General features: G+C 40.9%; 14 protein-coding genes and 1 tRNA gene. 11 read left to right on the forward strand and 4 right to left on the reverse strand.

All coding sequences use genetic code 11. The features are described from left to right. Positions 1 to 2 precede the first annotated feature (2 nt). On the forward strand, positions 3 to 785 hold the full coding sequence (locus tag LC454_RS08060; protein ID WP_223581316.1) for an enoyl-CoA hydratase/isomerase family protein: 783 nt from the start codon (positions 3 to 5) through the stop codon (positions 783 to 785). 237 nt (positions 786 to 1,022) lie between these two features. Here the strand turns inward: LC454_RS08060 and LC454_RS08065 are convergent, their stop codons facing one another. Further along, entirely contained in the window at positions 1,023 to 1,916 is an 894-nt protein-coding gene (locus LC454_RS08065) for an AraC family transcriptional regulator (RefSeq protein WP_223581317.1), read from the reverse strand. A 126-nt stretch (positions 1,917 to 2,042) separates the two neighbouring features. Between LC454_RS08065 and LC454_RS08070 the strand changes: the two genes are divergently transcribed. The 8 genes from LC454_RS08070 (at position 2,043) to LC454_RS08105 (ending at position 18,463) form a co-directional block, all read left to right on the forward strand. Beyond that, positions 2,043 to 3,431, forward strand: coding sequence for a sugar porter family MFS transporter (locus tag LC454_RS08070; protein ID WP_223581318.1), 1,389 nt, complete (start codon positions 2,043 to 2,045; stop codon positions 3,429 to 3,431). Between the two features lie 71 nt (positions 3,432 to 3,502). Continuing rightward, positions 3,503 to 6,871, forward strand: coding sequence for a DUF5107 domain-containing protein (locus LC454_RS08075; protein WP_223581321.1), 3,369 nt, complete (start codon positions 3,503 to 3,505; stop codon positions 6,869 to 6,871). 8 nt (positions 6,872 to 6,879) lie between these two features. Beyond that, on the forward strand, positions 6,880 to 9,669 hold the full coding sequence (locus tag LC454_RS08080; protein WP_223581322.1) for a sugar-binding domain-containing protein: 2,790 nt from the start codon (positions 6,880 to 6,882) through the stop codon (positions 9,667 to 9,669). 245 nt (positions 9,670 to 9,914) lie between these two features. Beyond that, complete coding sequence (locus LC454_RS08085) at positions 9,915 to 10,493, forward strand: RNA polymerase sigma factor (RefSeq protein WP_223581323.1); 579 nt, start codon at positions 9,915 to 9,917, stop codon at positions 10,491 to 10,493. Between the two features lie 83 nt (positions 10,494 to 10,576). Next, positions 10,577 to 11,746 carry a FecR family protein gene (locus LC454_RS08090; protein WP_223581324.1) on the forward strand — a complete coding sequence of 390 codons (1,170 nt, stop codon included), beginning with the start codon at positions 10,577 to 10,579 and terminating at the stop codon, positions 11,744 to 11,746. A 180-nt stretch (positions 11,747 to 11,926) separates the two neighbouring features. After that, positions 11,927 to 15,241, forward strand: coding sequence for a TonB-dependent receptor (locus LC454_RS08095; RefSeq protein WP_223581325.1), 3,315 nt, complete (start codon positions 11,927 to 11,929; stop codon positions 15,239 to 15,241). A gap of 11 nt (positions 15,242 to 15,252) precedes the next feature. Further along, positions 15,253 to 17,091, forward strand: coding sequence for a RagB/SusD family nutrient uptake outer membrane protein (locus LC454_RS08100; RefSeq protein ID WP_223581326.1), 1,839 nt, complete (start codon positions 15,253 to 15,255; stop codon positions 17,089 to 17,091). Positions 17,092 to 17,110: 19 nt separating this feature from the next. Next, positions 17,111 to 18,463 (forward strand): BT_3987 domain-containing protein, encoded by a 1,353-nt coding sequence (locus LC454_RS08105; protein WP_223581328.1) that lies wholly within the window; start codon positions 17,111 to 17,113, stop codon positions 18,461 to 18,463. A gap of 253 nt (positions 18,464 to 18,716) precedes the next feature. Here the strand turns inward: LC454_RS08105 and LC454_RS08110 are convergent. Together LC454_RS08110 and LC454_RS08115 are read right to left on the reverse strand one after the other, a co-directional pair. Further along, positions 18,717 to 18,788: transfer RNA gene (locus tag LC454_RS08110), tRNA-Glu, on the reverse strand. A gap of 111 nt (positions 18,789 to 18,899) precedes the next feature. Next, positions 18,900 to 19,541 carry a 4'-phosphopantetheinyl transferase family protein gene (locus tag LC454_RS08115; protein ID WP_223581330.1) on the reverse strand — a complete coding sequence of 214 codons (642 nt, stop codon included), beginning with the start codon at positions 19,539 to 19,541 and terminating at the stop codon, positions 18,900 to 18,902. Between the two features lie 167 nt (positions 19,542 to 19,708). Here LC454_RS08115 and dcd point away from each other — a divergent pair, with 167 nt between their 5' ends. Both dcd and LC454_RS08125 read left to right on the forward strand, forming a co-directional pair. Next, complete coding sequence (gene dcd, locus LC454_RS08120) at positions 19,709 to 20,245, forward strand: dCTP deaminase (RefSeq protein WP_120260458.1); 537 nt, start codon at positions 19,709 to 19,711, stop codon at positions 20,243 to 20,245. A 1-nt stretch (position 20,246) separates the two neighbouring features. Next, on the forward strand, positions 20,247 to 21,356 hold the full coding sequence (locus LC454_RS08125) for an MBL fold metallo-hydrolase (RefSeq protein WP_223581332.1): 1,110 nt from the start codon (positions 20,247 to 20,249) through the stop codon (positions 21,354 to 21,356). Positions 21,357 to 21,360: 4 nt separating this feature from the next. On the opposite strand, the gene LC454_RS08130 is transcribed toward LC454_RS08125, so the two are convergent. Further along, entirely contained in the window at positions 21,361 to 22,596 is a 1,236-nt protein-coding gene (locus LC454_RS08130) for a glycosyltransferase (protein WP_223581334.1), read from the reverse strand. Positions 22,597 to 22,646: the final 50 nt, after the last annotated feature.

Consider the following 22,646-nt stretch of genomic DNA (forward strand, 5'->3'; position numbering starts at 1 on the left):
TTATGATCCAATATTCGAACTTAAAATATGAGGTTAAAGATAGCATTGGCTATATTATAATCGATCGCGAGCCTCAGATGAATGCTCTGAATCAGGAGACGCTCGATGAATTACAGGAGATTTTTAAGCACTTTAATGCAGATAATCATGTGCGCGGTATTATTTTGACAGGAGCTGGACACAAAGCTTTTGTTGCGGGTGCGGATATCAAAGAGTTTACTGACCTGTCTGTCGTTCAGGCACGTTGGTTGAGCGAGCGTGGCCATATCATATTTACAGATCTTATTGAGGCAGCTCCGAAACCTGTTATAGCCGCTATTAATGGCTATGCGTTAGGAGGAGGACTTGAGATGGCATTGGCCTGTCATATACGTATCGCTTCTGAAAATGCAAAAATGGGACTCCCAGAAGTTTCGCTGGGATTAATACCGGGTTACGGAGGTACACAGCGCCTGCCCGCATTAATAGGAAAGGGACGAGCGATGCAGATGATTCTGACCGGCGATATGATTGATGCACAGAAAGCCTACGAAATGGGTATGGTTAACGAAGTTGTCCCACAAGAAAAGTTAATCGCTAGAGCAGAGGAAATCCTTCAAAAAATATTTACGCGGTCACGTGTTGCGGTTGCCAACGCCATAGATGCCATCAATGCCGCCGAAGATATAAAGCGGGATGGTAGTAAGGTGGAGATGGATGCATTTGGTCATTTATTCGGAACGGATGACTTCAAAGAAGGAGTTTCTGCTTTTCTCGAAAAAAGATCACCTAAATTTCCACTGTAAAAATAGCTCTACCCTTGAGGTAACATGAAGTAGGGGAATGATAAATTTGGTCTGACAATCTTCTTTCATCGAGGAGTGAATCGCAGGCAAAAACCTATCTGAAATAGTTGCAGTCTAAATGGGTTTCTATAAAAACTACTGTTGCAGACTGTTGTGCTAGAAATATGACTCTTCAGAGAAAGCTTTTTTGCGGTGTCTGTGCCCTATGAATAGTGAGCTTGTATAATTTAGCCGACACTATTTCTGATACTTTTTCCGATAATCTTGGGGAGACATCTTCATTTCTTTGGTAAAAGCTTTGGAAAAATGAAATGGATCATAGAAATTCAATTTGAAAGCGATCTCTTTAATTTTCAGCAACGTAAATTGTAAATACGAACAGGCTCTTTGCATACGTAATTGATTGTAGTATACCATGGGTGGATAGGATGTTTTCTGCTTGAAGAGGTTAATCAAGTGCGATTTTGAATAACTGAAATGTGCTGAAATTTCATCTAAACTAATGTTGTTCTCCAGATTGTCCTTCATAAACATGATGATATCCTGAATGATATTATCGACTTTAACTCGATTGTTTTCCTCGTATTGAGTGGAATATTTGATAGATGCCAAAAAATATTGAAGGCAGAAGCTCGTGTATTCTAAATTCTCTGGACTATAGCCCATTTCCAAATTTTTGTAAATACTTTCGAACAGCTGAAAACGATCAGTATGTTTATTTGAGTCGGTATCATTGATATGAATGATCTGTCCGATTATGTTTTCAAAAAGGGAAGCCTCCGTGCCCTGAAAGTGAATCCAATAAATACTCCAGGGATCATTGGCTTTGGATCCATAGGAATGTGTTGTATTTTTTGGAATGATATAAAGGTCGTTCCGGGAGAGATTATACATTATTTCGTCTTGTTTGATCCAACCGCGGCCTTTCTCACAATAGATCAAAATATATTCTGTACAGCCTTCCTGTCTATCGCGATAATGCTTTTTTGCAGTCGGATAGTAGCCGATATGTGTGATATGCAATTTTGAAGTGATATTATTCTGTGCTTGAAAGCTGCACACGGAATAAGGAAGCACAATAGCTTTCTCTCCTTTGAATCCTTCTGCAATGACATCCGTATCTCGAATCATAAGTTAGGAAATTTGGTGTATGCTGTAAAAATAATAATATTTTACATGTTTATCGTGTTCACTTACATGATTCTCATGCAGTATTCCTGTAATTTTACGTCAATAAATCTAAATATGTAAATTCTTATGCAAAAGACTGCGACGACGTATTTGCTGTTAATCACTTTTGTGGCCGCTATTGGTGGGTTTCTTTTTGGCTATGATTGGGTTGTCATTGGAGGGGCGAAACCTTTCTATGAGGCATATTTTCATTTGGAATCTGACCCAGTGCTTCAAGGTTGGGCGATGTCGTCAGCGATTGTAGGCAGCTTTATCGGCGTATTGCTTTCAGGAGGTTTGGCAGATCGTTTTGGACGAAAACCATTGATCTATACAGCCGCAATTCTATTTATTATCTCTGCGGTAGGGACGGGTATGGCTGCTAACCTTAACATCTTTATTATCTATCGAGTGCTAGGGGGGATCGGCATAGGCGTAGCTTCCAATTTGGCGCCGATGTATATTGCTGAGATAGCACCTGCGGAGAGTCGTGGAAAATTTGTTTCGATCAACCAACTGACGATTGTATTGGGTATACTCGCTGCGCAGATTGTCAATTGGCTAATTGCAAAACCTGTGTTACCTGATGAGGTTATCGCGACAACATGGAATGGACAGCAGGGCTGGCGGTGGATGTTTTGGGCAGGAGCGATTCCAGCAGTTATTTTTTTATTGCTACTTTTTCTGATCCCAGAAAGCCCCAGATGGCTATACAATAAAGGAAAACATGAAGAGGCCAGACGTATCTTTTTGCGGATGGGTGGTGATTATTATGCTTACGAAAACATGGCTTCCATTGATGCCGCTACTAAAAACCATGATAAACTAAAGAAAAGGAACCTATTTAAGGGGAAATTACTGCAGTTGTTGCTGCTCGGAAGTTTTATCGCAGTCTTTCAACAATGGTGTGGCATCAACGTGATCTTTAATTATGCGCAAGAGATTTTTACAGCTGCGGGATACACGGTTTCAGGGATGCTCTTCAATATTATTATAACCGGTGTGATCAATGTCATCTTTACCTTCGTAGGAATGTATATGGTCGATAGGGTCGGGCGTCGCGGATTAATGTTGTTTGGTGCAGCCGGACTTTTTGGTATTTATGCGGCTTTAGGTGCTTGCTACTATTTCAATTGCAGCGGCATCTTTGTACTTCTTCTGGTATTAGCTGGAATTGCGGTTTATGCGATGACATTAGCACCGGTGACCTGGGTTATCATTGCTGAAATTTTCCCTACGGCAGTTAGAGCTCAAGCTATGGCTATAGCTACCTCGCTATTATGGATAGCATGTTTCGTACTTACTTATACCTTTCCGATATTGAACCAAAGCTTGGGAGCGGCGGGCACATTTTGGCTGTATGGAATAGTCTGCTTGATTGGCTATGTCTTTTTATGGAGGCAATTGAAAGAGACCAAAGGCAAAAGTCTCGAGGAAATTGAACAGGAATGGTCTGATGAAGCCATAACACCCTGATTTTTGCATATGGGAATCCATTTTTATAATTAAATCAACTTACAGTATATAACCTAATAGCTCTTTAGAACATGACAGAATTGACACGTTATCTCATTAAATCCACAGTCGATCAGCGCGGTATAGTAAAAGTTTGGGAGGAACCTGTGGCGATACCAACCTACGAGGTTGGTACGATGGAAAAAAATCCGATTTTTGCTGAAAAACGTGTGTACCAAGGTAGCTCAGGTGTGGTATATCCTTATCCCATTATTGAAAAAATTAGTGATGAGAAACAGGATAAGATCTACCAGGCACTATTTATTGAAAACGAATATATCAAAGTGATGATTCTGCCTGAACTCGGCGGAAGGATCCACATGGCCTATGATAAAGTCAGAGAACGGCATTTTGTTTATTATAATGAGGTGATAAAGCCGGCTCTGGTAGGGCTTACAGGTCCTTGGATTTCTGGGGGAATCGAGTTCAACTGGCCTCAGCATCACCGGCCAACAACCTTTATGCCAACAGAATATTTAGTTGAACATAATACAGATGGCAGTGTGACCGTATGGTGCAATGAAATCGAACGCATGTTTCGCATGAAGGCCATGCAGGGATTTACACTTTATCCCGACAAAGCCTTTATTGAAATAAAGGTGCAGGTCTATAACCGCACGGCCTTACCGCAAACTTTCCTCTGGTGGGCCAATCCAGCTGTTGTCGTCAATGACGACTATTACTCTGTTTTTCCACCTGATGTAAATGCAGTTTTTGATCATGGCAAAAGAGAAGTTTCAACATTTCCGATCGCGACAGGAACCTATTATAAATACGATTATTCAGCTGGAGTTGATATCGCACAATACAAAAATATTCCTGTTCCGACATCCTATATGGCCATCCAATCAAAATATAATTTTGTGGGCGGTTACGAAGCGGGAGACACCAATGCGGGGATGTTACACGTTGCGGACCACCACATTTCTCCGGGAAAGAAACAATGGACATGGGGTAACGGTGATTTTGGTTTAGCTTGGGACCGGAATCTGACAGACGAAAATGGTCCATATATCGAATTAATGGCAGGTGTTTACACCGACAATCAACCTGATTTTGCTTGGTTACAGCCTTATGAGGTGAAATCATGGTCACAATATTTTATGCCCTATGCGGCTGTTGGTCATGTGAAGAATGCAACGAAAGATCTTGTCCTCAATATGGAGGTCCATCAGCAGCGTGCCGACATTATTCTATATGCAACAGCTGCATTTGAAGGACTTAATGTTGTTCTGAGGGATAAGCAAGGGCGAATATATCTGGAGGAAAAGATCAATTGTTCCCCTCGTGATATTTATAAACAAACTGTTTCCGATTTGCAGAGTGATCCATTTGATTTGATTCTATCGGTTTATGATAGTGATCAAAATGAAATGTTGCATTATCAATTGGAAAAACAAAAAGATATTACGGATATCCCAGAACCGGCTCAAGCTGCGTCAATACCAGGGGATGTTCAATCCGTGGAGGAATTGTTCCTGACAGGACAGCATCTTGAACAATATCGGCACGCAACCTATAGCCCTGTGGATTACTATCTTGAGGCATTGCGACGGGATCCGCATGATGTACGATGTAACAATGCAATGGGTGCTCTTCTATTGAGAAATGGAAAGATCGCCGAATCCATCCCTTACTTCCGTACCGCAATTGAGCGACTTACCGAACGTAATCCAAATCCTTACGATGGCGAGGCCTATTATAATCTAGGCTTAGCTTTACAATTATCCGGTGAGCTGGAAGTTGCCTATGCCGCTTTTTACAAGGCAACCTGGAATGCTGCCTGGCAGGATGCAGGTTATTTTGGTCTTGCACAGATAGATGCAACGTGTGGACAGTGGGACGTTGCTTTGGAAAAAATAGAACGTTCAATAAACCGAAATTGGGAGCATCATAAAGCCCGGCAATTAAAAACTTCGATTTTAAGAAAACTGGGGCGGGTAGATGAAGCGTTGGGTTACATTAAAGATTCTCTGGAAATAGATCCATTTAATATGGGCTGTCAATTTGAATGGTACCTGCTGACAAAGGACGAGACTATATTATTGCCTATTCTAGATTTATGTAAAATCAATGTACAGAGTGTGGTGGAATATGCGCTGGATTTTGCTCAAGCTGGTCTGTATGAGGAAGCCATCCAGTTATTGGAAAAAACAATCGATGATCCGCAAACGGTATATCCAATGATATATTATGCGCTGGGTTATTTTAACGCCTGTATCGGACAGAATGATCAAGCAAAAGCCTATTATGACAAAGCGCGTATCATGGACCCGACTTATTGCTTCCCAAATCGGTTGGAAGAGATCGTTATACTTCAGGATGCAATCCTGAACAAAAATGACGATGCAAAAGCATATTACTACCTGGGGAATCTATGGTACGGCAAGAGACAACATCAAGATGCGGTAGACTGCTGGGAGCAAGCAATACAATTGGATCAACAATTCCCTACCGTTTTCCGGAATCTGGCTCTGGCCTATTATAATCGAATGGATCGAAAAGAGGAGGCTATTGCTTTGCTTGAAAAAGCATTCGCATTGGATGAGACAGATGCACGGCTGCTGATGGAACTTCACCAGCTCTATAAGAAACAAGGATACAATTACGCGGAAAGATTGACGCTATTGGATCGCTATGCAGATCTTGTCGTTAGTCGAGATGATCTTTTCTTGGAACGGATTACACTTTTCAATCTTCTGGGGCGATACGAAGAGGCTCGGCAATTACTGGCTTCCCGACAGTTTAAACCTTGGGAAGGCGGAGAAGGGAAGGTGTCCCGTCAATATACAATCTGTCATCTGGAGCTGGCAAAAGAAAAATTAAAAGCCAATGATCCGAAGAGTGCCTTAGCCCTGTTGACAGCTATTGACAGCTATCCACATAATCTTGGTGAGGGTAAACTGATTACAATGGAGGAAAACGATATTTATTACTACAAAGGCGTTGCATACCGTTCATTGGGAAATGAGGAGAAGGCAAGAGCCTATCTCATCAAAGCTACGCTGGGGGCTCAGGAACCTCAACAGGCTCTTTTTTATAATGATCCACAACCGGATAAGATCTTTTTTCAAGGCTTGGCTTGGCTTGAGCTCAAACAAGAAGAAAGAGCTGAACAATGTTTCCAAAGTCTAATTGATCATGGTAAAACCTATTTGGACAAACCTTTTAAAATCGATTATTTTGCAGTTTCATTGCCTGATATGGATATCTGGGAGGATGACCTTGACCATAAAAATAAGATTCATTGCTTGTACGTAATGGGTTTAGGTTACTTAGGTAAAGGAGATTTGGATCTGGCTAAGGAATATCTTGCACAGGTGAGGCAATTAGAGCCCAATCATCAGGGTTGTTTATCAATACTGCGCTCTTTTATAGCGGAAGTCACCCTAAATAATTAAATTCAGACATGCATCGTTATCTCATTTTATTGCTTGCTCTTCTACAGAGCTACTGCGTTTTGGCAGTTGGAGGGCATCGGCTCAATCTTGCCGGACAATGGAGTGCACAACTTGACCCCGAGGATATGGGGGTGAAGAACGGTTGGACTAATAGGTCTTTCACAACACCCATTAAATTACCTGGGACAACCGACGATGCAGGACTGGGAACTGCGAATAGCTTAACACCGGCACTAACAAAACCCCAACTTTCACATCTGACAAGGAAACATCGGTATGTGGGGGCAGCCTGGTACAGCAAGGAGCTATTTATTCCGAAAGGCTGGGTGGGTAAAGAAATGATCCTGAAACTGGAGCGGATTATATGGGAGTCTAATGTCTGGGTTGACGGAGTGGAAATTCCGCAAAAACAGCGCAGTCTGGTAGGCTCGCATGAATTTGATTTAAGTTCTTTGTTAAAGGCTGGAAAAAAGCATCGTCTGACTATACGTATTGATAACCGCAAGAAGCTGGCGATCAGTGTCGATGATATGGCACATGCTTATACGGATCATACCCAGATTATGTGGAACGGAATGATCGGTTCGATGTACATTGAAGCATTAGATCGAGTTCATATCAAGCAAGTAAGTACTTTTCCGATTTTGACAGCAAAACGTGTGGACCTGCTGGTAGTTCTTTCAAATAAAACACAAAGAAATACCAGTAGTACACTTCGGGTAAGAACCAAATTTAAGGGTGAGAGGAAGTATCTTCCGACAAAAGAAAAGGAAGTCTTATTAGCCCCTGGTGATTCCACTATACAATTGAGCTATGATCTGGGCGCAAATATCCGCACATGGAGCGAATTTTCACCAAATCTCTATGATGTAGAAGTGGAGTGCCAATCGGGTGAGGGAGTCAATGTGATGAGTACATCATTTGGTATGCGTGAATTGTCAAGGGAGGGAACGATCATGAAAATCAATGGGCAGCCTCTGTTTCTTCGGGGGACATTGGAATGCAGTATTTTTCCGTTGACAGGGCATCCCCCAATGGACAAAGCAGGATGGAAGAAGGTATTTTTGACTGCAAAGGAATGGGGACTCAATCATTTACGGTTCCATTCTTGGTGCCCTCCGGAAGCAGCTTTTGCTGTAGCTGATGAAATGGGGTTCTATCTTCAGGTCGAATTGCCTATCTGGGAAAATAATGCTGGTAAGGATGATGCAGTGCTACGTTTTTTATATGAGGAAGCTGATAAGATGATCAGGCAATATGGCAATCATCCATCGTTTTGCTTTTGGAGTATGGGAAATGAGCTGAGTGGTGACTTCGATGCCCTTAACGCACTGGTAAAAAAACTGAAAGATAAAGATAAGAGACATCTATATACAGCGACATCATTTACTTTCCAACAAGCACATGGAATTGTCGGCGAACCCTTTGACGATTTTCTGATTACGCAGTGGACGGCAAAGGGATGGGTGAGAGGGCAGGGGGTCTTTAATAGTGAACCTCCTGTCTTTAATAAAAATTACAGCGCTTCATTGGATGGCGTTTCTATTCCTGTGGTTACTCATGAGATCGGGCAATATGCTGTTTATCCCAATTTGGAGGAGATCAAAAAGTACACAGGTGTTTTAAAGCCTTTAAACTTTATTGCTGTAGCCGAAGATCTGAAACGCAAGGGTTTATTGCATAAAGCGAAGGCATATACCATGTCGTCAGGCAAGTTGGCAGCAATTCTCTATAAAGAAGAGCTGGAACGGGCCTTAAAAACACCAGGCATCAGTGGTTATCAACTATTGGATCTCCATGATTTTCCGGGCCAAGGTACAGCTTTGGTGGGACTATTGGATGCCTTTTGGGATAGTAAGAACATTCTTTCGGCGGCTGAATTTAGACAGTTTTGTGCACCAGTAGTTCCCCTGCTCCAGTTTTCCAAAGCCGTATATACCAATGATGAAGTATTTGAGGGGATTTTAGATATCAGCAATTATGGAGGTGCAGCATTGTGCGATCAGTTGGTCGAGTGGTCTATGAAAGATGGTACGAAAACTGTTGCAAAAGGCCTCTTTCAGACAGTCGTAGGTCAGGGGTACAACGGGAATGTAGGCCGCTTTGAAGTCCCACTGCAGGCGATACAACAAGCCAAAAAGTTGACAGTTCATATTAATCTCAAAGGCACTAGCTATGAAAATCATTGGAATATATGGGTGTATCCTAAAGAAAATCAAATTGATTTTGCTGATGTAAGCTATACAAGGGAGCTGGACGAAGCTTTACGGCTGTTGCAGGCAGGTAAAAAGGTTCTTTTAAATCCTGATTGGAAAAAAATTACAGGTATAGAAGGCAAGTTTGTTCCGGTATTTTGGAGCCCGGTACATTTTCCGAAGCAGGCTGGGACAATGGGATTGCTCTGTGATCCAAAACATCCTGTATTCGCTGATTTTCCGACAGAGGGACATACCGATTGGCAATGGTGGGACTTACAGATCAAATCGACAACAATGTTGATGGATCAGATCAAAGGCGGCGAAACTCTTGTTGAGATGATAGATAATTTTGCAAACAATAGAAAATTGGCTTCACTATTTGAGGGGACAGTGGGGAATGGCAAACTGATGGTAGCTTCATTTGATCTCGCGACTGATTTGGACCAGCGACCTGTTGCAAAACAGATGCTGCAATCCATACTCTCCTATATGAATAGTTCGAGGTTTGCACCAAAGGTTATCGAAAATCCTGAGGTATTGCAGAAGATTTTGCAATATAAAGAATTGCAGGAAAAGGCTGCTCCAGGTGCTATTTATTAAGTTGATGCATTCAGGTTAAAGTCAGTATATCAATAAGTTTAATAAAAAAGAAGTTGCAGGACTTAGGTGAAACAAAAAAATAATATAGATTATAAGCTGATGCGCAAGTAATTAATTTTATGAGAAAATGAAACTTTAAATAAAAAAAGCAGTGCTGTTGAAATAATTGCTAAATTGTCTCAACAGCACTGCTTTTTACCGGAAAAGGAAAACGACCAATATACTGAAGCGTTGAGACTTGGGTTATGAGAAAAGAATTTTATGAAGCTAATTTGATTCAGGATCTCGCTATGGGAAGTGAGGTCGCTTTGCTACAGTTTTACCAGCTGTATGCAGATCGAATCTTTGATGTTTCCTTTCATTTGCTGAAAGATACGGGGTGGAGCGAAGATATTGTGCAGGAAGTGTTTGTTAAGTTGTGGACCAATCGTATGAGCTTAAAACAAGATTTGGATCTTTGGCCATTTCTATATGTTTTGGCCAAAAGAGAGTGCTTTAACAAATTAAGGAGTATTAAGCGTTCGCATGCTGCTTTTGAACGATTAGCATATCACATCGAAAGCCAATCGGATACCGCTGATCGAATGGTCGAGCGAAAAGAGCTGTCCGAGGAAATTGAGGGTTACCTTTCCCAGTTGCCAGCTCAACAAAAACTTATATTTACCTTGAGCAGGGTAGATGGAGTTTCCTGTCAACAAATAGCCGAGGAACTGAACCTCTCTAAAAACACGGTAAAAAATCACCTTGCCCGAGCGTCGAAATCCCTGAAACAGGTCCGATCTGGAAGAAACCTGTTATTATCCCTATTTTTTTATTTTTTTTAAAAAAAGAATATTTCATGTAGTCCTTTTTTGCTTTTGTGGTGTACCGTCTAAAATAAACTTAGAAAGTACCAACCAATTTGACCATGCAAGAAGAAAGACTACGCTATTTGCTGACCAATTATTTCCGAAATACAATCTCGCGGACTGAGTTAAAAGAGATGTTAGATCAATTGGATGATCTGGATGAATCCCAGTTTTCATCTCTGCTTGAGAGCCTAGAAGAGAAGGTTCCAGTTCGTTCAGAACTATTTGACAAGGATAGCGTGGCCGAGCAGCTTTCCCATCGTATTCAAGAAGACAAAGAAGAATCAGCATACAGTGGAAGAGGTAGAACAAGCTATGTCAAGTGGGGTGGTTTAGCGGCTGCAGTTGTTCTTTTTTGTTTTTCAATTGTATACTTTGTAAAGCGCGAAGCGGCGCCGATAACAGATCCTAAACAGGTTTTAACGAATGAGATCGCTCTCCCTGATGGGAATGCCCCCATACTTACACTTTCTACAGGTGAGCAATATTCGATTTCTGCCGATAATCCCGAGTCATTGGACAAGGGTAACCTGACTATTGTCAGGGACAGCGATGGAACGCTACTATACCAGCTGAAACATGGTGAGCGCAGTTCTGAAAAGAGGACATTGCATAGCCCCAAAGGGAGTGCTTTGACGCTACAACTAATTGATGGAACAAAGGTACATTTGAATTCAGGATCCAGTTTAACTTACCCCGTACATTTTGAGACCGCCAGTAGGTTAGTTTTCTTAAATGGTGAAGCTTATTTTGATGTCGCCCATGATCCTGCGAAGCCCTTTATCGTAGAAACAAAGCAAACACGGATTAAAGTCCTTGGGACACAGTTTAATGTGTCATCTGATTTAACCAAAACCAAAACCCTGACGACTTTGATCAAAGGTAAAGTTGAGGTCAGCTTGGGCAGTGCCCATAAAATTCTAGCTCCGGGTATGCAAGCTGAGTCAGATCCACAACAACAACAGATTGTATTGAAGAAGGCTGATCTAAAAGAGATCTTGGCTTGGCGTGATGGCTTTTTCCGCTTTACAGAAGATGATATAGAAACAGTGCTTCAAAAAGTAAAAGAATGGTATGATATCAAGGAGATCAGGATACAATCTACTTCAACAGACACATTTACTGCTATGATAAAAAGAACCAAGAGGCTCTCAGATTTACTTAAGCAGCTCGAAAAGACATCCAATTATAAATTTAAAATTCAGGATGGGAGGGTCCTTGTTATGTGACAATACGAGATGAAGCTAAAAGTAATCGGAAGTGCTCGTAACACTCCCGATCGATGCTTAGCAATTAAATAGACCTAATTGAGTTATAAACCATTTAACACCAAACCTATACAAATGTATAAAAGGAATAGCAAAAGTTGCTTTTTTAAACAGAAATTCTTTGTAAAAGCATTTATCAGGATGAAAGTATGTATACTAATCCTCATCATCTCCATGGTGCATGTCCATGCAGCTAGCTTTGGCCAACAAGTAACCTTGGATATAAAAAACGGACATTTGGTGGATGTCCTGGATGAGATTCAAAAACAAACGGGGTACGAATTCTTGTACAATAATAAATTAATCGATAAACAGAAGCGGGTAACCATTAAAGCAAAGAATAGAAACTTTAAGGAGGTCCTGCACGAGTTTTTGACCGAAAGAAACCTCGCTTATGAGCTAAATCTGAATACAGTATTGATCATTGCAAAACCTGTATCGTCAAATCTGCTACAAAGTGCCGCTTGGGTACAGAAAAAAAAGATTACCGGGGTCGTTTCAGATGTAAAGGGGAATGCATTGGAGAGCGTCACCGTTGCGGTCAAAGGGACAAGTGTGGCAACAAAGACCGATGCACAGGGACGATATAGCTTGGAAGTAGAAGATCAACACAAGATACTTATATTTTCCTTGGTGGGCTACCAATCAGTTGAACATATGATAAGTAGTTCCAGCCAAATCAATACGACCTTAGTGGCAGCAGTAAGTGATTTGGAGGAAGCGGTGGTTGTCGCTTATGGAAAGCAGCGCAAACTCAGTGTGATAGGCGCAATATCCTCGGTCTCTCCAAAGCAATTGAAAACCCCAGTTGCAAAAATCAGTAGTGCTTTAGCCGGACAGATGGCAGGGGTGGTCACTGTACAGGGATCTGGAGAACCGGGATCAGGCACCTCTTTTTGGATCCGGGGAGTAGCGAGCTTCGGCGAAAGCACTGGGCCATTGATTTTAGTAGATGGTATCGAACGGCCCATGGACTTGGTGGATCCTGAGGATGTGGAGTCCTTTTCCATTCTAAAAGATGCTACAGCAACGGCCGTATATGGGGTGCGGGGGGCAAATGGAATCGTACTTATTACAACAAAGAGGGGTAAGAAGAGTGATAAGCCACTTATCAATGCACGTATTGAACGAGGTATATTACAGCCCGGTGTTTTACCTAAATTGGCAAATGCAGCACAGTGGCTAGATTATTATAATGACATCAATTACGAAGCTTCAGGTAAAATTCAATTGTCACAGGATGAGATTGACAAGTATGTGAACAAAGTGGATCCTGACGTCTATCCTAACGTAGATTGGATGCAAGAGATTTTTAAGAAAAGGACCTCCAACGAACGATTGAATGTAAATGTTACTGGAGGTGGTGATTTCATTAAATATTATGTGTCGGGTTCTTATATGAAGGAAAATGGTATCTTTCAGCCCAGGAGGACATCAAACTATGATCCTTCGGTAAACTTTGATCGGATCAATTTCCGTTCAAATGTAGATATTAGACTCTCTCGTTCCACAGAAGTAAATTTAAATCTTTCAAACCAGTACGAAACAAAAAATAGACTGGGGGTGGACCTTTGGCGAATGTACGAAATGGTATTACACACAACGCCAGTAGCGACTCCAATCCAATTTTCTAATGGTGCTTATGCTCAACCACAAGGCGGGAATAATCCATATTATGCCCTCAATACAACGGGCTTTTCAAAAGATTTTTGGAATAACGCACAATCGTTGATCGGAGTAACGCAGGACTTTTCTGAATTGATAACACCAGGACTAAAAGCGAATGTTAAATTTTCTTGGGACGCTAAAAATTCTTCCACATTGGATAAAAGGAAGAGCCCGACAACCTATTATGTTGATAAGGCCAATCCCAGAGACAGTGAAGGAAATCTGATTTTAAAGGACAATGGCAATGGCAGTGATTATTTAAGTTTAGCAGATTGGCACTCGGGCGAAAGAGCTACCAACTTTGAAAGTTCATTAATGTATGATCAGTTATATGGTGGAAAACATAGAGTAGGAGGACTATTTCTTTTTTCTATGCGCGAACGGACGAATAACTTTCCCAGTAATGATTACATCGCCGCTTTCCCTTATCGGAATACAGGTATTGCCTCGCGTCTGACCTATTCCTATCAGGATCTTTATTTTATTGAAGGAAACTTTGGTTATAATGGTTCTGAAAATTTTGCTCCAAAGAAACGTTTTGGTTTTTTCCCGTCCTTGGCTTTAGGTTATATTCTGAGTAACGAAAACTTCTTTCAGCCCTTATTACCTGTTGTCAATTTTTTGAAGTTACGAGGATCTATTGGTCGGATCGGTAGCGATAAGATTGGCGGTAGCCGTCGATTTGCTTACAATTCCGAGATGAAGTTGGAAGGAGCTTATTCTTTTGGTATTGGAGGGAAAAATTGGATTCAAGGGATCGCTACGGGTTACCCGGGGAATCCGCTTGTAGCCTGGGAAAGCGCATTAAAACGAAATGTTGGACTGGAATTAGGCCTATTCAACAAACTGACGATCCAGGCGGATTATTTTGCTGAGAAAAGAGATGGGATTTATATCGTTCAGGAAAGCGTCCCTTCGATTGTAGGTATCAATGTAAAACCTTATGTCAATATAGGTCAAATGGAAAATAAAGGTATTGAGGGTTCTTTTGAATTTAATCATCAACAAGGAGAATTGGGCATACAGGCTAGAGGTAATATTACGTACAACAGAAATAAAAAACTATTCGATGATAAGCCTACACCAAGATGGCCATATTTATCGGAAGTAGGGCAACGCTGGGGACAGCAACGAGGCCTGATCGCTTTAGGGCTTTTTGAATCCGAAGAGGAAATTGCACATAGTCCAATTCAGCGATATGGTGATGTTATACGCCCTGGTGATGTGAAATATAGAGATATCAATGGTGATGGAGAAGTCACAGATGAAGATATGGTGGCAATCGGTGACACTGAAATGCCACAATTGAATTATGGATTTGGGGCGAGTGTTTCCTGGAGAGGTTTTGACCTCGCGGCTTTCTTTCATGGTGTGGGCCAAATAACTCGAATTATAGCTGGAGGTCCTTTATACGGACAAACAGGAAATATTTGGGGATATGGACAAATTTATGCTGATGTGGCGGATAACCGTTGGAGTGCTGATAATCCAAATCCAAATGCAGCTTATCCGCGATTGTCATTTAATATTGCCAATAACTCAAGACCATCTACTTTATGGCAACGAAATATGAGCTTTATGCGCTTAAAGAATTTAGAATTTGGATATACTTTGCCTAGACAATGGACACAAAAATGGAAAATGTCGGCTGTACGCCTCTATGCGCAGGGAGTGAATGTGTTTACATTCAGCAAGTTCAAGATGTGGGATCCCGAACTGGAAACGGTTTCTGGAAGTAGTTACCCTCAAATGCGTGTGTTTAATATAGGTTTAAGTGTAACACTTTAATGAAAGAAACGATGAAAAAATATTTATACTTCCTGTCTTGCATTTTGCTACCAGTGTTCTTCAGTGCCTGCAGCAAATACCTTGATGTTGATTTGGAAAATCAAATGACACTCGACGAAGTCTTTAACAAACGTAAGACCACTGAACAGTACCTCGCTCAGGTATATGGCTATCTGCCTATAGAACATGATATGTTCTATAGTGAAGGTGGAAATGTACCACTCAGTGATGAGGCCCTATTCTCTTGGGTTTCATGGGTGCCTTGGCTCAATTTCGCTAATGGCGCTTGGGGGGTAACGACAACTGATTATGCAACATGGGAACACAACTATAGAGGTATCAACCAGGCAACTGTCTTTATCAATAATGTCGATAAAAATGTTGAATTGAGCGCATCCGTAAAAAGCACGATGAAAGCGGAGGCTCGTTTTCTGAGAGCATACTTCTATTATTTACTATTGCGGCGATATGGACCGGTATTTGTCTGGGGAGATCGTGCTGCAGATGATAAAATTGATCCAAAGACTGTAGATCGGATGCCATTACAGACCAATGTCGATTTCATTCTCTCCGAATTTGATAAGGCAACGGCTATATTACCACAGGAAATCACAGATCAGGCCTGGTATGGTCGTATAACCAAAGGTGCAGTAATGGCGGCGAAAGCAGAACTGTTATTGTATATGGCACGGCCTTTATTTAATGGCGCAAAACTCTATGTCGGCTTGAAAAATAAAGACAGCGAATTTCTTTTTCCCCAGACAGCGGATGCCAATAAATGGGAACTCGCGGCAAAAGCAGCCAAGGATGTCATTGATTTGAATCTTTATTCCTTATATGTGGATACCAAAGAAAAAGATCCTTTTCGTCACGCGATAAAATCGTATATGGGGATTTATTTTGATAAATGGAATTCCGAGGTGATATGGGGACGTTGGTCGGATGATGGGTTTAACTATAATGTGCGTACAGCCCCACCAAAAGTGGTGACTATCGGTTATGGAGGTTATGCTCCATCGCTTAAATTGGTGGATGCATATCCAATGGCAAGTTCTGGTCGTTACCCAGTTACAGCGTATGGAGCTAATGGCCAGCCGATTATTGATGAAAAATCGGGGTATAAAGAGGTTGGTTTTACAGACAACTATGTACATCCTTTGGATAATTTTGCTTCATTTAAAGCCCATAACAGCTGTGTTGGACGGGATGCCAGATTCTATGCATCCATTCTAGCAAGCGGTATGTATTGGACAAATCCGAAGCCTCAGCCTAGACAGGTGACATTTTTTGAAGGCGGTACTTCTTCTTATACAAAGACAGGCGACTGTGTGAAGTCAGGCTACCTCTGGCGGAGAATGAGCGACCCGACCAATGACATTGAAGCTGGAAATTGGGGACAATTTGCTTGGCCCTATTATCGGCTTGCAGAGATATACCTCAACTATGCAGAGGCATGTAACGAAAAACCAAATCGGAATGAAACCGAGGCCTTAAAGTATGTCAATCTCGTTCGTCAACGTAGTGGCTTAAATAATTTAGAGGTAGCGTACCCCGAAGTATTGGGCGATAAAGAAATGCTTAGAACACTTCTTCGGAAGGAACGGATGGTAGAGCTCGCATTTGAGGGACATCGCTACTTAGATTTAAGGACTTGGATGACAGCGGAGCAGGAAATGAATGAACCTTACTATACACGTAATGTAGCGGCAACAAACTATGAATCTTCATGGGAAAGGACGAAGGATGTATTTCCTGGCAAACGGACATTCCAGCCTAAGCATTATTTCTTCCCGATACAACAAAAGCAGTTGAGTGAAATGATTCATATTACACAAAATTATGGATGGTAGTTATTTATTAAAACTGAAGATGATGAGAAATTATATATCCTATTGTGTTTTTCTATTTGCACTACTTCTAATGAATGGGTGTCAGAAAGATGACCGGATGAATAATATGGTAGACGATACCATATATATCCGCGACTATAAAGAGAATAAAATAACCGTATTTGATTGGGGAAAATTTGATTACAATGTGACAATAATAAAGGCGGGTATTGGGCAGAAAGCTACAACAGTAAATTTTCAGCTTGACGAAGCTTATCTTGCAGATTACAACGCAAAGGAGGGGACAAATTATAAACTGCTTCCAGCAGATTGTTATACAATGGGCAATTCTGTTTTGACATTTGGAGATAAAGACACGCAGCGAGATGTTCCATTTATCTTCGATAGTGAGAAAATAAAAGCGCTACAAGGGAAATACAAAGAGCAATATGTGCTTCCTTGCCGTATCGAGTCTAAGGGTGGCTTGTTGCAGCCACTTAAGCCAGAGATGGGAGTCGTTTTGCTAATACCTATTGTCAAAGATCCCTTTTTGGAGTTTATCTCTCCGGGTTTGCAACTTGATCTGGTCAAATTGACGCCAACAAGTGCCGAACAGATAAAAGGGGAAGCAGTGGTCGCAACAAACTATCCTAATCAGTGGAGTCTTGATTATGAAATCGAGGAGTATCCAGCTGCTTTAGATGCATATAATGCAACGATAAAGGAGGAAGAAAAGGATAAACGATTGAAATTGCTTCCAAAGGCAGCTTATCAGTTGCCGCAGATGCCCTATAAAGTTGGAGAGAAGAAAAATAAGGCAACCTTTGATTTTACGATTATCAGGAAGGGACTTGTTAGTGGAACCACAAATTTATTTGGAGAGTATGCCTTGCCTCTACGGATCAAATCTGTTTCCAAAAATAGTATTAATCCCGAAGCATCAACCATATTGATACCCGTTTCGTTTCAACCACCAGATATCGTTCGTACAGGATGGAAAGTAATCCAGGCTTCATCCGAATGGATCGGTGGAGGTGAAAAAGAGAATATTCTGGACGGTAAAACGGAGACCTTTTGGCATAACATTTGGATGGGGGGAGAACCGCCACTACCCCATTTCTTAATCATTGATTTGGGTAAAGAGCAAGAAATGATGGCGATAGAGCTCATAAGACGAGCAAACAATGATCTGAAAACGGTATTATTTGAAGTCAGTACCGATAATAAAACCTATATTCCAGTAGGCAAAGTTGACTTTGGTACAAATAATCCTAAACATACACTTATGACCAATATTCCGACGACGAAAGCACGTTATTTGAAATGTATTGTTACTGAGAGTAACCGTCCTCCTTCATCTGCTATCGCCGAAATATATGTAAAAGGTCTGTAGCGATATATGGCATTTATTTTATTATCTAGAGTAAATAAAAGCCGCTCCATATTTGGAGTGGCTTCTATTTACTCTCATTATATCTTGCATTGTGCTATTAATCTGCAAGACACAAATTAGCTTATTTGTTTAAGACCAATAATAATAGACCTCTTTGTGGATATATATGATAAGGCTGGAGGTACTACTGCATTTAGGCCGTAAAAGTAAAAAATCCTACAAATTTTGTTTGCAGGATTTTTTGTTTTTTTTGTAGCCCGTAGGGGAATCGAACCCCTGTTTCAAGAATGAAAATCTTGCGTCCTAACCCCTAGACGAACGGGCCATTTCCTTTGTGATGCTGCAAATATAGAAGCTTTTTCAATAAGCACAAAAAAAAAGTGCGTTTATATCGCTAATTCGCTGAAATTGAGAAAAATTATTTTTTTAAGCGACCTTAACCAACGGCATATGCAAGCATATATTCATTGAATTTTTCATAATGTACCTCAAAAGTCTGGTGGGTATGGTTGCTGTCCAGTTCGATTTTCAACACACCTTGTTTTTGGTATTCGAAAGGTTGTATGGTCATGTTGTTTAAGAAAGAAACCCCTGAATTCCCCTGAAGTTTATAGATTGCCTCTTTGGCACACCAGCAGGCATATAGCTGCTCGTATCGTGTATCGCACTGTGTAATAAAAGCAAGTTCAACGGGTTTGAGAAACTTATGTTGGATGCGCTCAACTTTTGTCTTGATAATTTCCATATCTATACCTACTTCCCCTTCGGTACTTATCATTGCTGCGGCATAGTCAAAAGAGTGTGAAAGGGATATCTTCTGCGGGAAATTGGCAAGATAAGGTTTACCGTTAGCATCGGAAGGACAGTCAATATAACGTGAAGTATTCAGTAAGGTCCGCAACAATACACGCGTAGCCAGCCAATGTAAGCGTCGCTTACCCTTGTTAAAAGAGCCTAATTTGGCCTTCTCACGCTCATCCAACTGAAGTTTGGACAATAAATCATCATCCGATTCTTCAATCCGCCAAATGGCAAATTTGGTTTGGCTATCTATTTCACGTAAATACACTAGACTCATAACCAAATTTAAAAAACAAATCGCAAATTATCGCACAATCAATGCCGAGCGATCTGAAAAATTGATGGGATTGTTTTTTAAAGTAAAAAATAACATAAAAATTTGAGTGAGAACCGTATTTTTGAATTTATATAGCATGGCCTGATGCTCTTGCTATCTTGATACACATGATTTTATCGGATAAAAGAATTCTTGAAGAGATTGAAAATGGCAGTATTGTCATTCAACCATTTGATCGTAAGTGCTTAGGAACAAATTCCTACGATGTGCATTTGGGTAAATATTTGGCAACTTATGCAGATCGCGTATTGGATGCCAAAAAGCATAATGAAATTAATCATTTTGAAATTCCAGAGGAGGGTTTTGTATTGGAACCCAATACCCTTTATTTAGGCGTCACTCAAGAATATACAGAAACACATAAACATGTTCCTTTTTTGGAAGGAAAATCCAGTACTGGTCGTTTGGGAATTGACATTCATGCAACAGCTGGTAAAGGTGATGTGGGTTTTTGTAATACATGGACATTGGAGATATCTGTTGCACAACCCGTCAGAGTCTATGCCGGTATGCCAATCGGTCAATTGATTTATTTTGCTGTAGAAGGAGAGATAGAGACGTTTTACAATACAAAGGGTAATGCAAAATATAATGGCAAGACCATCCGTCCTGTCGAATCCATGATGTGGAAGAATAGTTTCTAAAATGAAGAACGTTGGATGGATTATTTTAGGGATGCTATTGATTGTCTTGGTCAGTGGGTTGCTCTATTACTTTGTCCATCCAATGTTTGGCGGAAGCTTTAAAGGTGCGCGATTGGAGCGGATGAAGCAATCACCTAATTTCAGAAACGGTGTATTTCATAATCTTGAGGTGACACCTTCCTTGAAGAGTGATGTAAACATCGTCTCTTTAATGTGGGATTTTCTTTTTAATAAAAAGCCGGGGCTGAAGCCATTGGGGGTACTGCCGGCCATGAAATGTGATCTAAAAAATCTGCCGTCACAAGATATTTTGGTGTGGTTTGGCCATTCATCGTATTTGCTGAAGATTGATGGCAAACTGCTGCTCGTTGATCCTGTATTCAGTGACAACGCCTCGCCCATTCCAGGGAGTAACAAAGCGTTTGAAATCGCTGTGGATTATACTGCGGCAGACTTCCCAAAAATAGATTACCTATTTATTTCCCATGATCATTATGACCATCTTGATTATGAGACCATAATTAAACTGCGTGATAAAGTCGGTCAGGTCATCTGCGGTTTGGGGGTAGGTGCACATTTCGAGTCCTGGGGTTATAAACCAGCACAGATTGTCGAAGGCGATTGGTATGATCAAATAAATCTTTTGCCTGATTTTCAGGTAACTTTTACCCCTGCTAGACATTTTTCGGGACGCAGAATCACTCGAAACAATACCCTTTGGACTTCCTTCGTCCTGAAGACTTCAAAATATAATTTATTTTTAGGAGGCGATAGTGGTTATGGAAAACATTTTAAGACAATCGGTGAACGGTTTGGTCCATTTGACCTGGCTATTTTAGAAAATGGGCAGTACAATGATGCTTGGCATTATATTCACTCTTTACCCGAAGAATGGGGCCTTGAAACCAAAGATCTACAAGCGAAAGTCACACTGCCTGTCCACTCTTCAAAATTTGCCTTGGCCATGCATGGATGGAAGGAGCCGATGGAGAGGTTTTATGAAACTGCTCAGAAGGAACATAGTAAACTTATTACCCCAAAGATAGGAGAACTGGTCCATCTAAATAAACTGGATACCGTATATTCTCCTTGGTGGCGAGAGGTTAATTAAATTATTACTTGTTCTTTTCAGCAATCCACAACGACATATATTTTGTGCTCTGCACAGTATGATGCAGGAGTATTTGGCTAATAAAATTCTGCTGCCGATGTTTATCCAGTTGAACCTTAAGTAAGGATAGATTGGTCATGAAATCCGCTTGATATTTTCGTTTTTCATAACGCTCATTGATGATATGGATGCCATTTGTCTGGGCAGTTTTCCAAGCGATTTCATCGTTATAAAGTTCCAGTGTTTTTTGACAGAATGTCTCAGGCTCATCTTCGATAAAGCCATTCCAGGTTAGGTTACCTCTCATCGCCTCAGCACCAATGGATGTTGTGATGGAAGGAGTCCCTGTTTGCATGGCATCGATAAATTTGCCCTTTACACCAGCGCCAAATTGGATTGGAGCAATCAATAGTCTGTAATTGGACATGGTGAGCTTTGCAGAATCAGCTCTTCCCTTGATATGAAAATTCTCTTGGGGGTTATTCAGCTGAAGTACTTTTTGGGTAGGATACGCACCATAAATATGTAATTCTATTTTCGGAAGCATTTTCCGAAGAATTGGCCAAATCGTTGTTTTTAGATATTGCACGGTATGCCAGTTGGGCTCATGGATGAAGTTGCCAATAAACAACAAGTCTTTTCGCTCTTCAAATGGTTTCCAGGCATTAATATCGGTAGTAGTAATCTCATTTTCAAGAAAAGGGAGATAATATAGAATATCGGGTGAAATGCGGAATACTTCCGTTAGAATTTTCATCTCAGACTCCGAAATGATTAATGATAAATCGCATCGTAATATTGAAGCAATCTCTCTTTTTGCAGTGTCGGTAAATAATTCCTCGAAGGAAAAATCGTCCTTGTTTTTGATACAGGTATGTCGTGCCTGTCTTAAGAAATGGAGATCCTCGGTGTCAAGTACCCGAAGAGCATCAGGACATTGTTGGGCCACCCGCCAACCATATTGTTCCTCCACCATAAAGCGATCAAAGACAACAATATCAGGTTGTAGCGCTGCAATAAATCCGTCAAAACTGTCACTGTTCAATACAATGGATTGTTCATTAACACCTAGCGGTTTTAATGCTGCGCTATAGGGCGACTTCGCCGCTGCGGAAGCAAATGTAATTTGATAAGAACGATCCAGGAATGTCTCGATCAGTTGCATCATCCGAAAGCCGGCAGCTGAGGATGTTGGCTCTGGCCATACCAGTCCGATAAACAAAACCCTTTTCTCTTTCATGGGCGAAAATTACAGATTAATGTCAAAAGAATTGATGAAAACTTAACAAT

It is taken from the genome of Sphingobacterium sp. GVS05A (assembly GCF_019969845.1).
In the GTDB taxonomy this organism is placed as follows: Bacteria; Bacteroidota; Bacteroidia; order Sphingobacteriales; family Sphingobacteriaceae; genus Sphingobacterium.